Source organism: Vitreoscilla massiliensis, assembly GCF_001457815.1.
Taxonomy (GTDB): domain Bacteria; phylum Pseudomonadota; class Gammaproteobacteria; order Burkholderiales; family Neisseriaceae; genus Vitreoscilla; species Vitreoscilla massiliensis.
The window spans coordinates 157,106-172,211 of sequence record NZ_LN898216.1; the positions used below are offsets into that span (position 1 = coordinate 157,106).

General features: G+C 50.6%; 12 protein-coding genes and 4 tRNA genes. 8 read left to right on the top strand and 8 right to left on the bottom strand.

What is annotated here, in order from left to right:
• Positions 1–37 precede the first annotated feature (37 nt).
• The 3 genes from BN3003_RS01355 to BN3003_RS01365 form a co-directional block, all read right to left on the bottom strand.
• Positions 38–1,813, bottom strand: a complete 1,776-nt coding sequence (locus BN3003_RS01355) for an OmpP1/FadL family transporter (protein WP_058304949.1) — start codon at positions 1,811–1,813, stop codon at positions 38–40.
• A 129-nt stretch (positions 1,814–1,942) separates the two neighbouring features.
• The gene (locus BN3003_RS01360) at positions 1,943–4,372 is read right to left on the bottom strand and encodes an acyl-CoA dehydrogenase (protein ID WP_058304950.1); all 2,430 of its coding nucleotides are present in this window, start codon (positions 4,370–4,372) and stop codon (positions 1,943–1,945) included.
• 31 nt (positions 4,373–4,403) lie between these two features.
• Positions 4,404–5,036 (bottom strand): TetR/AcrR family transcriptional regulator, encoded by a 633-nt coding sequence (locus BN3003_RS01365; protein WP_058304951.1) that lies wholly within the window; start codon positions 5,034–5,036, stop codon positions 4,404–4,406.
• Between the two features lie 148 nt (positions 5,037–5,184).
• Between BN3003_RS01365 and BN3003_RS01370 the strand changes: the two genes are divergently transcribed.
• On the top strand, positions 5,185–5,715 hold the full coding sequence (locus tag BN3003_RS01370) for a hypothetical protein (protein WP_147645293.1): 531 nt from the start codon (positions 5,185–5,187) through the stop codon (positions 5,713–5,715).
• A gap of 271 nt (positions 5,716–5,986) precedes the next feature.
• On the top strand, positions 5,987–7,051 hold the full coding sequence (locus BN3003_RS01375) for a 2,3-butanediol dehydrogenase (protein WP_058304953.1): 1,065 nt from the start codon (positions 5,987–5,989) through the stop codon (positions 7,049–7,051).
• A 168-nt stretch (positions 7,052–7,219) separates the two neighbouring features.
• On the opposite strand, the gene BN3003_RS01380 is transcribed toward BN3003_RS01375, so the two are convergent.
• Together BN3003_RS01380 and BN3003_RS01385 are read right to left on the bottom strand one after the other, a co-directional pair.
• Complete coding sequence (locus BN3003_RS01380; protein WP_159061370.1) at positions 7,220–7,825, bottom strand: HutD/Ves family protein; 606 nt, start codon at positions 7,823–7,825, stop codon at positions 7,220–7,222.
• A gap of 108 nt (positions 7,826–7,933) precedes the next feature.
• The gene (locus BN3003_RS01385) at positions 7,934–9,721 is read right to left on the bottom strand and encodes a 2-isopropylmalate synthase (protein ID WP_058304955.1); all 1,788 of its coding nucleotides are present in this window, start codon (positions 9,719–9,721) and stop codon (positions 7,934–7,936) included.
• Between the two features lie 144 nt (positions 9,722–9,865).
• Here BN3003_RS01385 and BN3003_RS01390 point away from each other — a divergent pair, with 144 nt between their 5' ends.
• A complete protein-coding gene (locus BN3003_RS01390; protein WP_082625479.1) occupies positions 9,866–11,014 on the top strand; it encodes a 50S ribosomal protein L11 methyltransferase in 1,149 nt (382 codons plus the stop codon).
• A 163-nt stretch (positions 11,015–11,177) separates the two neighbouring features.
• Positions 11,178–12,722 (top strand): N-acyl amino acid synthase FeeM domain-containing protein, encoded by a 1,545-nt coding sequence (locus tag BN3003_RS01395; RefSeq protein ID WP_058304956.1) that lies wholly within the window; start codon positions 11,178–11,180, stop codon positions 12,720–12,722.
• A 74-nt stretch (positions 12,723–12,796) separates the two neighbouring features.
• On the opposite strand, the gene BN3003_RS01400 is transcribed toward BN3003_RS01395, so the two are convergent.
• The 3 genes from BN3003_RS01400 to BN3003_RS18730 all read right to left on the bottom strand — a co-directional run bounded on the left by BN3003_RS01400 (position 12,797) and on the right by BN3003_RS18730 (position 14,507).
• A complete protein-coding gene (locus BN3003_RS01400) occupies positions 12,797–13,423 on the bottom strand; it encodes a hypothetical protein (RefSeq protein ID WP_147645295.1) in 627 nt (208 codons plus the stop codon).
• Between the two features lie 77 nt (positions 13,424–13,500).
• Complete coding sequence (gene folD, locus BN3003_RS01405; RefSeq protein WP_058304958.1) at positions 13,501–14,352, bottom strand: bifunctional methylenetetrahydrofolate dehydrogenase/methenyltetrahydrofolate cyclohydrolase FolD; 852 nt, start codon at positions 14,350–14,352, stop codon at positions 13,501–13,503.
• A complete protein-coding gene (locus BN3003_RS18730; RefSeq protein WP_159061371.1) occupies positions 14,349–14,507 on the bottom strand; it encodes a hypothetical protein in 159 nt (52 codons plus the stop codon). The genes folD and BN3003_RS18730 overlap by 4 nt, the downstream gene beginning before the upstream one ends.
• A 92-nt stretch (positions 14,508–14,599) precedes the next feature.
• Between BN3003_RS18730 and BN3003_RS01410 the strand changes: the two genes are divergently transcribed.
• The 4 genes from BN3003_RS01410 to BN3003_RS01425 all read left to right on the top strand — a co-directional run bounded on the left by BN3003_RS01410 (position 14,600) and on the right by BN3003_RS01425 (position 15,019).
• A tRNA-Pro gene (locus BN3003_RS01410) sits at positions 14,600–14,677 on the top strand.
• Positions 14,678–14,711: 34 nt separating this feature from the next.
• Positions 14,712–14,788, top strand: a tRNA-Arg gene (locus tag BN3003_RS01415).
• 30 nt (positions 14,789–14,818) lie between these two features.
• Positions 14,819–14,894 (top strand) — tRNA-His (locus tag BN3003_RS01420).
• A 47-nt stretch (positions 14,895–14,941) separates the two neighbouring features.
• Positions 14,942–15,019 (top strand) — tRNA-Pro (locus tag BN3003_RS01425).
• The last annotated feature ends 87 nt before the right edge of the window (positions 15,020–15,106 follow it).

Below are 15,106 nucleotides of genomic sequence, written 5' to 3' on the forward strand. Positions count from 1 at the left end.
TTCATGCGAGTGGGTTGCCCCACCCGCGTTGACTTGATTAGAATTTATACGTGTATTGCACGCCTAAGATGTGGGCATTGCTGTCAAACTTAGCAGAACCATTGGTTTTGCTGCTGACGCTGGCAGAAGTACCTGCACCCCAAGCGTTTTTGTCGGTACCATAGCCATTGACATGCGCATCTGAGTCTTTGATGTAAATATAGCTGTAAGCCACGTTCACACTGTGGTGTTTGTTGATGTCGTATTTACCACCCAAAGAGAACCAAATGCGGTCATTGTCTGGCAAGGTCGACATGCGGTATTCCGAGCTGCGCACTGGTGATTGGTCGTAAGCCAAACCAAAGCGCAATTGCAACGGCTCGGTGATTTGGTAAGACGCACCAACACCGAATTTCCAAGTGTCTTTCCAGTTTGGATTCAACACGGTTTTATTGGATTTGTTGCCATCAGCGGCTGGCAAAACGGTTTTCATGTTTTCGTATTGCAAGATGGCTTGGTTAAAGCGTGAGTGACGGGTCCAAGTGGCATCGGCAAACAAATTCCATTTTGGATCGACTTTCCACATACCATGCATAGACAAAGATTCTGGCGTCACGATTTTCACGCTGGCGGTTTCTTTGGCCACATAGCCACGGTCACGGATGGTTTGTTTGATGGTGCCACCCAAATATGGGTTATTGAAGGCGCCGTCTTCCAAATACCATTCTGCATGGCCTTTTAAGGTGTGTTCCACTTTAGAACGGTAGTTCACACCAACACGCACGGCGTCATTGATGTCCCACATCCACGCCAAGTTATAACCAAAACCCCAGTCATCGCCCTTGATTTTGGCATGACCATCGGCGCCACCATTACCGCTTTTACCCATTTGCGCCAATTGCGCATCCACCACTTGTTTTTGTTGGGCCACACCGTCGCGTTGGGCTGTGTATCCTGCAAGCTGGGTTTGCAAGCCAGTGCGCTCGGTCACGGCTTTATCGCGTGCGGCTTCGGTCGCCGCCAATTGTGCTTGTAATTGGGCATTGTTCGGATTGGCTTGCAATGCGGCCTGTAATTGCGCAATACCCGCTTCTGCTTGGGCAATACCCGCATCATACTGAGCAATACCGCCGTTCAATTGCGAAATACCGGCGTTTAATTTGGTCAGGCCAGCCGCAGCCTCGCCTGATTTTTCTGACAAACCCGCAGCCACTGCTGGGCCAAAGTTCGCGTATTGGCGCAATTCAGCCGAGGTGTTTTGTGCCACCAAACCCACTGCAAATGAGTGTTGGTCATTCAGTTTGAACGCCAAGGTGGGTTGAATGGCGATGGTTTGTAAGCCCAATTCGTTTAAGTTGTAGCGCAATACCGAATCGCGCTCGTATTCAGTGCCCGAACCAAACGGTACAAACACGCCCAAACCCACGGCCACGCGGTCATTGATTTGGTGCGACGCGTAAGCATGCGGTGCAAAGGTCAAACCTGGGTCTATGCTGTTTTTGCGACTGCCTTTAATCGCTTCGCCCTTGCCCGCGCCAACAAGATTGCCATTGGCGTCGGTTGGGTAATAGCCTTTTTGATCGTATGAATCAATGCTCGGAATCACCAAGTTCAAATTGATGGTGGCTTGGGTGCCTTCCAATTTGGTCAAACCAGCTGGGTTATAGAAGATGGTAGACGGATCTGCCGCTTCTGCAGCAGACGAGTTAGCAGTGGCTTGTGAGCTCACCGATTGTGAACCAAAGTGATAACCCGAAGCATGAGCTTGTGCGGCAATACCGGCTGTAATCAAAATGGTGGAAATTTTAATCGAAGTGAAAACGTTTTTATTCATGCTTTATTTCTCCTTGGCACATGCCAATGCGATACAAAAAAGGCAGCCATTGTATGTTTTTTTCGCTGCCCAGTCAGACAAATCCCCAACTGGCTGGCATGCATAGTGCCGCCAGCGGGGTCTTAGGCATCAGAATATGTGACGCTCTAACAATTTATCATCATGTTGCTCAAGCTGCATATCGAAATCATCAACCATAATCACTTGACGTTTTAAGCCACGGGCTTTGTTGATTAAATCGAACTCATCTTGCGTGATTAATGACAATTGCAATGCCTGTTCTAATCGCAAGTTAGGCGATGGTGCAGAAAGCTGATCGTTGCGTTCTAATTTGCGCAATTTTTTCTCAGCATCGGCCGCTGCAATCACCGCTTTGTGCGCTGGCGCCAACACTCCAACAGGATCACTTTCCTCGCTAGGCTTGAACATGAAGCGGGTCAGACGTTCCAACGCTTCTTCGCCTTTCATTGCCTCATTGGCCACTTGCGTACCCAATTTGTCGCTTGGTGCCTTGATGGCGTGACCGGTAGGCATGGTCAAACCGCGCAACAACCACGCCAATGGGCGGTTAGGCAGGTTTTTCAATACCCCATCCATCGCTACTTGTGCGTCATACAAAGCCTGTTGCGCCGCGTATTGCATAATTGCCACATCGGCTTTAGGTGAACCATCGCGCTCAAAGCGTTTCAGTACCGCTGAACAGATGTACAGATTGGCCACAATGTCACCCAAACGGGCAGACAATTTCTCACGGAATTTCAACGAGCCGCCCAAACTGAACATGCACATGTCGGTTAACAAGGCGAAGTTGGCTGCCAAACGGTTCATTTGTTTGTAATACGGAGCAGTCACACCACGTTGTGGGGCACGGCTCAAGCAACCGTTGGTCAAACCCAACCAGAAGCTGCGCGCCACATTGGTAATCACGAAGTGCACGTGTTGACCAAAGACTTGTTTGAACGAAGCCGCATCGTTATTGGTTGCCGCCATCATTTCACGCAACACATAAGGATGGCTGCGAATGGCGCCTTGACCGAAGATCATCAAGCTGCGGGTCAAGATGTTGGCACCTTCCACCGTGATTGCAATCGGGATGGCTTGGTAAGCCGGCACCAAATAGTTACGTGGGCCTTGTACCACGGTGCGACCGCCATGAATGTCCATCGCATCGTTCAAGGTTTTGCGCATGCGTTCGGTATTGTGGTATTTCAACATCGCTGAAATCACACTTGGTTTTTCACCCACATCTAAGCCGGTCAAAGCCAAGTCTTGTGAGGCTTCCATTTGGTAGGTATTGGCAATGATGCGCGCCAAAGCCTCGTCCACACCTTCAAATTTACCAATCGGCAAACCGAATTGGTCGCGAATGCGGGCATACAAACTGGTGGTATACGAGCTGACCATGCCTGCGGCCACAGAGTTGGCTGGCAAGGAAATACAACGGCCGACAGACAAGCATTCCACCAACATTTGCCAACCGCGACCGGCAAAGTCAACGCCACCAATAATCCACTCCAAAGGAATGAACACATCTGCGCCCCAAGTTGGGCCATTCATAAACGCACTGCCAGACGGCCAGTGACGTCGGCCAATTTGCACACCTTCATGGTGGGTAGGCACCAAAGCGCAGGTAATGCCAATTTCTTTTTTGTCGCCCAACAAACCATCAGGGTCGAACATTTTGAAGGCCAAACCCAAAACGGTGGCCACAGGTGCCAAAGTAATCCAGCGTTTTTCCCACGACACGCGCACGCCCAACACATCTTCATGGCGCACACCAGTGTGCGGATCGGTATATGAACCACGTGTTACCACGCCAAAGTCAGGAATGCCACCGGCGTCAGAGCCTGCAGAAGGACTGGTCAAAGCAAAGCAAGGAATGTCTTCGCCTTTGGCCAAGCGTGGCAAATAGAAATTCTTTTGGTCTTCGGTACCATAGTGTTGCAACAATTCGCCTGGGCCCAACGAGTTAGGCACCATCACGGTCACGGCCGCGCTGCCACAACGGGTGGCGATTTTGGTCACCACTTTGGCGTGGGCATAGTTAGAGAATTCCAAACCACCGTATTGTTTCTTGATGATCATGCCCAAGAAACCGTGTTGTTTGATGAAGTCCCATGCCTCTTGTGGCAAGTCTTTCAACTCATGGTTGATTTGCCAATCGTTGAGCATGTTGCACAATTCTTCGACTGGGCCGTCAATAAACGCCTGTTCTTCGGCAGTCAATTGTGGGTGTGGGTAGTTCAACAGTTTTTGGTAATCAGGTTTGCCTGAAAACAATTCACCATCCCACCACACCGTGCCTGCATTGATTGCATCTTGTTCGGTTTCCGACATCGGCGGCGTCACTTTTTTGAACAAGCCAAACACGGTTGGCATGTACAAACTTTGCACAAATGGCAAACAACACACCACCCCCGCAACCAAAGGCAACAAAGCCCACCACACTGAACCACCGATGAGCGCGCCTATGAAAGCGGCCAAGGCAATGATCCAGCCTTTGGCACGAAAATAAGCGGCAATTCCACCGAGCAGTAGCATTAAGCCCAAACTTAACATTACTTCTTCTCCTTAATTGACTGCGCCCGAGTTAAGGCGCGACTAAACCTGCGACCACAAATGGCACCACATAGCGCGCCACTTGTTCAGGATTCTTGGCATTGACCCACTCACGGCGAGCCAAGGCTTTTAAAACATCGTTACCGGCAAAACTGTTGAACAAAGTGCTCAGGGCGATGTGCATGCGCCAACGCACGGTTTCTTTGTCCAAATGCGGCAAAGCCTGTTCAAACAAATGCAAAATGCTTTCGATGATGTCGCTGTATTCCTGCGCCAATTGCTCGCGAAACACCTTATATTCATCCACCATCAAACGGGTGACCAAGCGCGTGACCAAACCGGCTTCGCGGTCAAAATCACGCACGTATTGCAAACACACATCGACAAAAGCCTGTACCAAGTCTTCAGGCCGCACACTGGCGTGCAGCTGGGCTTTTTGTTTCATATTGTCGAGCACCATCAGCACAAACGGTGCGATACGGCGTTTTAACACCGCCAAAAACAAGGCCTCTTTATTGCCAAAGTGGTAATGCACTGCCGCCACATTCACATCGGCTTCACGCGTCAATTGGCGCATGGACGTTGCGTAATAACCATGGACGGCAAAGTGCTCTTCGGCAACTTTGAGGATTTTTTCGATGGTGAGGCTGTCGGCTTGGCTCATGGCATTTAGAATTTCAAACAAGTGTTTGAAACATACGTTTTAAACACTGTGGTGTCAATGCTTTTTTCACAAATAAAACAGTGCAAGCTATCCAAAAACGGTGACTGCGTTTAAACTGTCAGCCTTTGTTTTCATTGGAATGAACGCCGTGCGTGGATTAACTTCTGCCGTGCCTGTGTACGTGGTTTTGGCCGATTTGTGGTATGGCTTGGTCTTGAATGTGGCGCAAAGTCTGGACGAACCCAGCCGCAACACACCCAATATCATCCCCACCGTACCGGATGTGGCGTTTAACTGGCTGCAAGTCTTGGCCAATGCTGGCATGGTGTTGGTGATGACGTTTGCCTTGTGGCAATTGCTGCAATTGAATAAGGCTGTGGCGCGCAAACAGGTGTTTCACATGAGCGCGTTTCGCGTTTTGGGTTTGGTACTGACCTTGGCATTCAGCCTACCGGCCTTGTACGGCATCATCTTAAGCCTGTTGCACTTGCTCACGGGTCACATCACCATCTCTTTGGCCAATATTCGCTATTTTGTCACCGCGGTGTGCATCGCCTATTGCGCAGCGCTGTGTTTGCGCCGTTTACTCGGCTGGCGACGCACGCGCAAGACTTTGGTCATTGCCACGCCAGCCAAAAATGCCGATGTCGAATTGGTGCGCGAGGCCGAATCGAATTAAACGATACAATTAATGTATTCATTAAATCATTGTGTCTTTAAGAGCATGACACATTAAGTGTGGTAAAAAAGCGGCCTGTAAATGTTTACAGGCCGCTTTTTATTGTGGGTTTGCCTTGATACCCTCGTTGTGTTGCAAACACCGCAACACACTCACCCGTCATTGCATGCTTTTCTGTGCCTCTATTGATGCAGATACAAACTCTTGTGAGCGCAATGCGCTATGGTTGTTCATGCAAGACCATCACGACAACCATCATGAGGAGTGCCCTATGAAAGCAGCCCGTTTTTACGACCGCGGTGACATCCGCATTGAAGACATCCCTGAACCTATCGTTGCCGCAGGCACCGTCGGTGTCCAAGTCGCATGGTGCGGCATTTGCGGTACCGATTTGCATGAATTCATGGAAGGCCCAATTTTCATTCCGCCTTGCGGCCATCCACACCCGATTTCAGGTGAATCGGCACCGATTACCATGGGACACGAGTTTTCTGGCGTGGTCTATGCCGTCGGTGAAGGCGTGGACGACATCGAAGTCGGTCAACACGTGGTGGTCGAACCGTATATTGTGGCCGATGATGTGCCCACTGGCGAAGGCGACAACTACCATTTGTCCAAAAACATGAATTTCATCGGTTTGGGCGGTCATGGTGGTGGTTTGTCCGAAAAAATTGCGGTCAAACGCCGTTGGGTACACCCGATTTCAGACAAAATTCCGCTGGACCAAGCGGCATTGATCGAGCCTTTGGCCGTCGGTCACCATGCATTTGTGCGCAGTGGTGCCAAAGCCGGCGACATCGCCTTGGTTGGCGGCGCGGGTCCAATCGGTTTGCTATTATCGGCCATCTTGAAAGCCAAAGGTCTCACCGTCATCATCACCGAGCTCAGTGCCAAGCGCAAAGAAAAAGCCATTGAATCGGGCGTCGCCGATTATGTGCTCGACCCGTCACAAGTGGACGTGCATGCCGAAGTGATGAAAATCACCGGTGACGCCGGCGTGGACGTGGCCTATGAATGCTCTAGCGTCAATGCCGTCTTGGACACTTTGGTCGCCGCCACCAAACCGACTGGCGTGATTGTCATCGTGTCGATTTGGAGCCACCCCGCTACCGTCAATGTACACAGCGTGGTGATGAAAGAATTGGACATGCGCGGCACCATCGCCTATTGCAACGACCACCAAGCGACCATCAAACTGGTGGAAGAAGGCAAAATCGACTTGGCGCCATTCATTACCCAACGCATCAAACTCGACGATTTGATTTCGCAAGGCTTTGAAACGCTGATACACAACAACGAATCGGCGGTGAAAATCATTGTGAATCCGAATTTGTAATGTATTGAATCACCAATAAGCCAAAAAGCGGCCTGTAAATGTTTACAGGCCGCTTGTATATTGTGATTATGGCTGTAGACATTTCAACAAACCTGCATGCAACTTTGCACTTCTGTATCTATGTGTCTTTATAGCCTGTGTCCGATTGAAGACTTGCCTATTCTTATCTCAACCCCAAGCAGACTCTGTGTTATCCAATGACTGCAACATCACCGCTATCAATTTGGCATCGCCACTACAAGGTTGCCAGCTCAATTCGCCATGCATCCCTTGCCACCACAAGCCTTGTCCTGTTTCCAAGGCCAGCACTTCCTCACCCCACTGACATTGCGCTGCCCCTTGCCACAGCATCACCAAGCCCGTATTAGCAGCGATGGTACTGGCTGTGTGCCATACGGTCACCTGCGCTTGCCACGCATCCCGCCGCACCATCACATTGAAATCACGCACCGGCCCAGCCAACAATAGACTGTCCATGTCTGCTTCACCGGCAAACGCCAACACCTCGCCATCGGCATGCAAAGTTTTGTCGATGTTTGCTTCTTGGCTGTGCAAACACACGCCCTCGCCTTGCAAAATTAACAAATGCCGGTCTATGCCAATAAAGCGTGAAAACGGCCCTGTTTGGGCGATGTCGGCGACACTGATGCGCCATGCAAAATCGTCCAAACTCGCGTGTTCAGGAAAGCGCACCAATTCGCGCGTTTGCCCGCCGCCGTTTTTCCACGCGGCAATCGGCAAGTGTTGTAAATCAAATCTGTGTAATGTCGCCATCTTCACCTCTGGGTGATGAAACCATGTTTGCCCATGATAAAAGCGGCCTGTAAACATTTACAGACCGCTTCCCTCTCTTCCACTGCTTATTATGTCAGCTTGGCTGCTTTATATCATGCCTTGTGCTTTGATGCGCTCATCCGGTTTTTGCAATTTGTTCAAAGCCGAAATATACGCTTTGGCACTGGCCACAATCACATCGGTGTCTGCACCCTGACCGTTGACGATGAAACCGTCCTTAGACAAACGCACTGTCACTTCGCCTTGGCTCTCGGTGCCTTCGGTAATGGCATTCACGGAATACAATTGCAGTTGTGCATGGCTAGGCGCCACAGATTCAATTGCTTTGAACACGGCATCCACTGGACCTGAACCTTGGCTGGTAGCGCGGTGTTCTTGACCTTGTTCACTGATGACGATTTCTGCTTGTGGCAGCTCACCGGTCTCAGTTTGGATTTTCAATGACAGGTATTTGTAACGGTCGGGAGTGATGTTGACCAATTCGTCAGACACCAAAGCATGCAAGTCTTCATCGAAGATTTCACGCTTTTTATCGGCCAATTCTTTAAAGCGGGCAAAAGCAGAATTCAATGCTTCTTCCGAATCCAAATGGATGCCCAATTCGGTTAATTTGGTTTTGAACGCATTGCGGCCAGACAATTTGCCCAAGGTCAGGCGGTTGTGTGACCAACCCACAGACTCGGCCGACATGATTTCGTAAGTCTCACGGCATTTCAAAATGCCGTCTTGGTGGATGCCAGACTCATGTGCAAACGCATTGGCGCCAACAATGGCTTTGTTTGGTTGCACAGGATAGCCGGTAATTGTCGATACCAATTTAGACGTTGGTACGATTTGCGTGGTGTCTATGCCAGTTTCCAAGCCAAACACATCGTGGCGGGTTTTCAAGGCCATCACGATTTCTTCCAAGCTCGCGTTACCGGCGCGCTCACCCAAGCCATTGATGGTGCATTCCACTTGGCGCGCACCGCCCATCACTGCAGCCAAAGAGTTGGACACAGACAGACCCAAATCATCGTGGCAATGTGCCGACCAAATCACCTTGTCACCACCTTGGGTACGGGTAATCAGTTCGCGGAAAAATTTTTCGGTTTGGAATGGAATCGCATAACCAACGGTATCGGGAATGTTAATCGTGGTCGCACCCGCAGCAATCACATCGCTGCAAATTTCCACCAAGAAATCAATGTCTGAACGCAGTGCATCTTCGCAAGAGAATTCCACATCATCGGTGTATTCACGCGCAATTTTCACCGCTTTTACTGCCGCTTCACGCACTTGCGCAGGCGACATTTTCAATTTGTGTTCCATGTGCAATGGACTGGTGGCGATAAACGTGTGGATGCGTTTTTTCGCTGCTGGCGCAATCGCTTCACCTGCTGCGCGTACATCGCGTTCATTCGCACGTGACAATGAGCACACTGTCGATTTGGTGATGGTTTTGGCGATGGTTTGGATGGCATCAAAATCGCCAGGACTGGCAGCGGCAAAACCCGCTTCAATCACATCAACACCCAACTTCTCTAACTGGCGCGCAATACGAATTTTTTCTTCTTTGGTCATGGCTGCGCCAGGCGATTGTTCGCCATCGCGCAAAGTGGTATCAAAAATGATGACTCGGCTGTTGCTAGACATGGTGGTACGCTCCAATTGAGGTTGGTGTTGTATAAAAGCATTCAAATCCAAAGGTCTGCCCTGAAGCTCGGCCAAGGCAGTCAATTTTTGTAGCTGCGCCAATGGCAAAGACGCACGTGCGCGCCATTTGTAAATGGCTGCTGTCGATACCACCTCTGTGGGATAATGCTGCTTCCACGCGGCAGCGAGTGCATTCACACCGCCAAAGTAATCAATTAAACGTGCAATATCCAGTTGCATAATAGACCTTTTGTCTAAAATTGTTATCAAAACTGCTAAACCAGCAAAACGTGTCTCCATTGTAGCCACATTTTGGACAAAATCAAGACTATTTTGCAGAAAGTTTGCAATTATTTCGCAACGCACAACACAATTTTATACATAATGTCCAAAAATATCCCAACCCTAGGCTTGCAACAACACGACTTTGACCACCAAGGTCAAACTTTGACTTGGCTCAGCCACAGCCACATCAAGCCGCCACAACAATTACAATACCTAGCCAAGCAGGAACACCTGTCTGCCGACCAAGCCTTAAAACTGTGGCGCGACAAAACCGCCACCGTGTGGCAAGGCGATTACCACCAAGCCAAAGCCTTATTGGATGCGGTCAAACGCCGCTTGCACAAGCCGCTTAAACCTGCCGACTCAACATTGGAAACCTTCCACAAATGGCGTTTGCAACAGCAACAGCGCAGCCAAGTATTGAGCCATTTGTTGGTGGAAGTAGCGGCGGGATGGCAATTGAGCCTGCCCCGCGCACCGAACATACAGGCCGCTTGTCAGCAAGCGTTTGGCTTTGACAACGAGCACACGGCGTTATTGCCGCTGCACGCATTGCTAGGCTATATCGGCGCGGAGCAATGGCATCAGCGCGGCATCGCTATTTCTGCCTTGGACGATGCCCACATACATGTGCCGTTTGGGGTGTTTTCACCGTTGCGTGGCGAGTATTTGGACTTGCTGTCCAATGCAGCCTTGCCACAGCCTTGCCACAGCGCTTGGGACATAGGCACCGGCTCGGGCGTGTTGGCAGCGATACTGGCCAAACGCGGCATCAGCGACATCATCGCCACCGACACCAATCCGGTGGCCATCGCGACTGCCAAGGCCAATTTCACCCGCTTGGGCGTACAGGCCGCCATCCATGTTGTTGAACGAGATTTGTTTCCAGAGGGCCAAGCCGATTTAATCGTGTGCAATCCACCATGGTTGCCAGCCAAGCCCAGCGCCATGATAGAAACCGCCTTGTACGACCCGAACAGCCAGATGTTGCGGGCATTTCTAGACGGCGCAGCCGCCCATTTATCCGTACATGGACAGGCGTGGCTGATCATGTCCAATTTGGCCGAGTTAATTGGTTTGCGCGATGCCGATGATTTAAACACGTGGATTACAGCAGCCGGTTTGCGCATCGTCGCCAAACACAACACCGCGCCCAAACACGCCAAGGCACAAGACGCTAACGATGTCTTACATGCGGCGCGCTCGCAAGAAGTGACCAGCTTGTATTGTTTGATGGCAGCCAATTAGACACTGTTCTGTATTCATGCGGCCTGTAAGCCTAGAATGTGGCTTACAGGCCGCATATTTGTGTGCATTCAGCGCATCATTAGCAGCAAATTGATATGCCCAATACAAGTCTACACGGCAGGCATGTTAAGCTCGAATTCTGACCATGCGTAGAGACTTGCCCATGTACCATTGCAAAATTGCCGACACTGTCGCCGAATTCACCGCCATCGCCAGACTTAATTACGCCACGTTTGTGGAAGAAATTCCGCAACACCCTGCCAATGCCGAAAAATTGTTGGTGGACAAATTCCATGCTGAAAACACTTATGTGGTGCTATACCAAGACGATGAGCTGATTGCGATGTTGGCGTTTCGCGATGTGCGGCCGTTTTCTTTGGATGGCAAAATCGGCGCCATCGAGCAGCATTTGGATGCAGCAACGTGCCGAAAACTGTGTGAAATCCGCTTGCTGGCCGTCCAGCCTGAGCACCGTCACAGCTTTGTGTTTCTGCGTTTGGCACAGGCTTTGTACGTCTATGTATTGGACAAAAATTACAGCGCGTGTGTGATTTCCGGCACCACCCGCCAACAAAAACTGTACCACCACATCGGTTTCCAAGCCTTTGCTCCTGCGGTGGGCACAGCAGCGGCGAGTTTTATTCCCATGGTGTTAAACGCCATCGCCGCACGCGATTTTTATGCACAGTTTCAGCGCGCACAACACTGCTTCTACCCCGGCCCGGTGGCGCAAACCAGCGCCCTAAGCCACACCCATGTGTCGCACCGTTCAGCCGAATTCACGGCTTTGCACAGCGAGGTGTGCAGCCGTTTACTCAAGCTGAGCGGCGCGCCCAAAGTGGCGCTGCTACTGGGCAGCGGCACGCTCGCCAACGAGGTGATGCTGAACCAACTCAAGGCCAAACATGGCACAGCCATGGGCTTGATATGCAGCAATGGCGAATTTGGCACACGCCTCATCCAGCAAGCACGTGCGCTTGGTTTGCGCTTTCGCGTGTACGAGGTTGCATGGGGACAGGTATTTGATGCCCAAGATGTGGCCGAGCAAGCGCAAGACTGTGCATGGCTGGCAGCCGTGCACGGCGAAACCTCGACCGGTTGTTTGAACGATGTGGCGCTATTCAGCGCGTATAAGGCACAGCGCGGTGGCGACTTCTCCATCGCCTTAGATTGTGTGTCTTCTTTTGGTGCAGTGCCGTTTTCCTTGGCTGAAGTGGATTTCGCCAGCGCCACCTCGGGCAAGGCCATAGGCGCTTTAGCTGGCTTGAGCTGGGTGTTTTACCAACAGGCCTATGCCAAACTGGCAGAACAAGGCACTTATGCCCAATTGGCACATTACGATGGCCATATCCCGTTTACCCTGCCAGCGTATTTACTCGCCAATGTGTGCGATGCCTTAGTGGCCTATCCTGAGCGTTACACTGAGCTGGCGCAGCGTTTGCACACACTGTTACACCATCCACTGTTACAAGCCCATTGCCTACACACCAACCATTATCCTACCGCTGTCAGCTACCAATTCCCAAGCACATGGCGGCTGAATACCGAGCTCAATGGCTTACACCTGCACCAACACAGCACCTATTTGCAAGCGCGCGCATGCTCGCAAATCAGCACCATACAGCCGACATTTGCACAAGATTTTGCGGCATTGAGCGCGTGGCTGGCGCACACAGAGCGCGTAATAGATGCTGCTGTATCGGTTTAATTGACCACCGCTCACAAGCACAAAAAAGCGGCCTGTAAATGATTTACAGGCCGCCTTTGATGGTGTTTTTACCATTATTTAGCAGGTTGATTTTGTTGTTGCAATTGCTGTTGCTCTTGCATGATTTGCTGCATTTTTTGCTCCAACTCTTTGGTGTCCAGTTGTCCGGCAATCATGAACATGCTCAGGATGAACATCATAGCCAGTATGAAAGACAGCATGGACAACACATACGACAACAAGACTTTCCAAGGTGAAATCAAGCGACCGGCCACATTGAACAAGCCAAAGATTTGCACCCAAAATGTCCAAATGCCAAAGAAACTGGCAACTATCATCAATTCCTTGGGCAAGTACATATAGGCAACAGTAAACATGCTAAATGCCTGTGTCACCAACATATAACCCCACAAATTCGGCACTTCAGCGCCAAAATGTTTCAATACTTTGGGCAACACAAAGCTCAAGCACCACCATTGGGCAGCCACATAGAGCACATAAAACACCACCATGCCAACTTGACTGGTAAACGGCAATGTTATTTCGGACTGAGCACTGACATTGAATTGCGCCACCGCCGCCATGCTGATACCGCACACCACGGTCACAACCACATACACCCACGCCGGGAATTGGTAGGTTTCAAACGGGCGATAACGCAAACGCAGCGTGTCCCACATATCACTTAAAAGCTGGTTCATTGGCACTTATCTGTAAACAAAAAAAGCAGAAAAAGAACAAGCTTACAGGCCGGCCTGTAAGCTTGTGGTGACGCGAATCAATCGTGCAATTCGCAAGCGTCTAAGGTATTTTGCATCAAGGTCGCAATGGTCATTGGACCGACACCACCCGGAACAGGGGTAATCATGCTGGCGCGCTCTTTGGCAATTTCAAACTCCACGTCGCCACACAATTTGCCGGTGTCCAAACGGTTGATACCGACATCGATCACCACCGCACCGGGTTTCACCCATTCGCCTTTGATGAAGTTCGGGATGCCCACGCCGGCCACCACGATGTCAGCACGACCGACTTCTGCCGCCAAATCTTTGGTTTTGGAATGACACACCGTCACTGTGGCACGCGCCAACAGCATTTCCAACGCTTGTGGACGACCGACAATATTGGAAGCACCGACAATCACCACGTCTTTGCCCATCACATCCACGCCAGATTGCTCCAACATGATCATCACACCGCGTGGCGTACATGGGCGCATCAATGGCATTTTCACTGCCAAACGGCCGACATTGTAAGGGTGGAAACCGTCCACATCTTTGTCTGGGCGGATGCGTTCGATGATTTGTTGCACATCTAAGTGCGCTGGCAATGGCAATTGCACCAAAATGCCGTCTACTTCGTCGTTGGCATTCAGTTCATCCACCAAAGCCAACAATTGTTCTTGGGTAAAATCACTGCCGTATTCATACGACAAAGATTTGATGCCCACTTTTTCGCAGGCTTTTTTCTTATTATTGACATACACAGCACTGGCAGCATCACTTCCGATCAATACCACTGCCAAACACGGCGCCCGTTTGCCCTCGCTGCTGCGTTGGCTCACTTTGGCTGCCACATCGGCCAACAATTGTTGTGATATGGCTTTGCCGTCTATTAAAGTCGCACTCATGAATCTGTTTTCCTAAAAGTGGTGCACACCGCACCCAATGCAAAGGTGGTATTTTGCCATTTTTTGTCGTTTTCCGCACCTATTCGATGCAGAAAAAAATCCAGCGCCGCACGCTGGCGCGCGCAAAATTCATTTTCATCGTAAAAAAATTTCACTGTTTTTCAATCTCCTATTGAATTCTGCGCATTTTCTTCAGGGACAGCGCTTGACACATTTCAGGGGACTGCGTATAGTTCGGATTCTCAGTCGGGGCGTAGCGCAGCCTGGTTAGCGCATCTGCTTTGGGAGCAGAGGGTCGTGAGTTCGAATCCCACCGCCCCGACCACAGAATAAGTAGTAGCATTCGACAGTCTCTTTGAGCGCCCGTAGCTCAACCGGATAGAGCACCGGCCTTCTAAGCCGGGGGTTACAGGTTCGATTCCTGTCGGGTGCGCCAAAATTTATATGCAGTAACGTTTTATCGGTGGTGGCTATAGCTCAGTTGGTAGAGCCCCGGATTGTGATTCCGGTTGTCGTGGGTTCGAGCCCCATTAGCCACCCCACCCATACAAAAACGTCACTCCTTGTGGCGTTTTTTTACCTCCTTCGTCGGGGCGTAGCGCAGCCTGGTTAGCGCATCTGCTTTGGGAGCAGAGGGTCGTGAGTTCGAATCCCACCGCCCCGACCACCATACAAAAAACCTTAATCGTAAGATTAAGGTTTTTTGCTTTTCCAGCCTTCATTCTCAACCAAGCCTTGCAACCATCTAGCACCG

What these genes read in the sequence shown, in the direction of transcription:
- BN3003_RS01375 (WP_058304953.1), top strand. Translation starts at nt 5,987, where the DNA reads ATGAAAGCAGCCCGTTTTTACGACCGCGGTGACATCCGCATTGAAGAC.
- BN3003_RS01390 (WP_082625479.1), top strand. Translation starts at nt 9,866, where the DNA reads ATGTCCAAAAATATCCCAACCCTAGGCTTGCAACAACACGACTTTGAC.
- BN3003_RS01395 (WP_058304956.1), top strand. Translation starts at nt 11,178, where the DNA reads ATGTACCATTGCAAAATTGCCGACACTGTCGCCGAATTCACCGCCATC.
- BN3003_RS01385 (WP_058304955.1), bottom strand. Translation starts at nt 9,721, where the DNA reads ATGCAACTGGATATTGCACGTTTAATTGATTACTTTGGCGGTGTGAAT.
- BN3003_RS01380 (WP_159061370.1), bottom strand. Translation starts at nt 7,825, where the DNA reads ATGGCGACATTACACAGATTTGATTTACAACACTTGCCGATTGCCGCG.
- BN3003_RS01365 (WP_058304951.1), bottom strand. Translation starts at nt 5,036, where the DNA reads ATGAGCCAAGCCGACAGCCTCACCATCGAAAAAATCCTCAAAGTTGCC.
- BN3003_RS01360 (WP_058304950.1), bottom strand. Translation starts at nt 4,372, where the DNA reads ATGTTAAGTTTGGGCTTAATGCTACTGCTCGGTGGAATTGCCGCTTAT.
- BN3003_RS01400 (WP_147645295.1), bottom strand. Translation starts at nt 13,423, where the DNA reads ATGAACCAGCTTTTAAGTGATATGTGGGACACGCTGCGTTTGCGTTAT.
- BN3003_RS01355 (WP_058304949.1), bottom strand. Translation starts at nt 1,813, where the DNA reads ATGAATAAAAACGTTTTCACTTCGATTAAAATTTCCACCATTTTGATT.
- folD (WP_058304958.1), bottom strand. Translation starts at nt 14,352, where the DNA reads ATGAGTGCGACTTTAATAGACGGCAAAGCCATATCACAACAATTGTTG.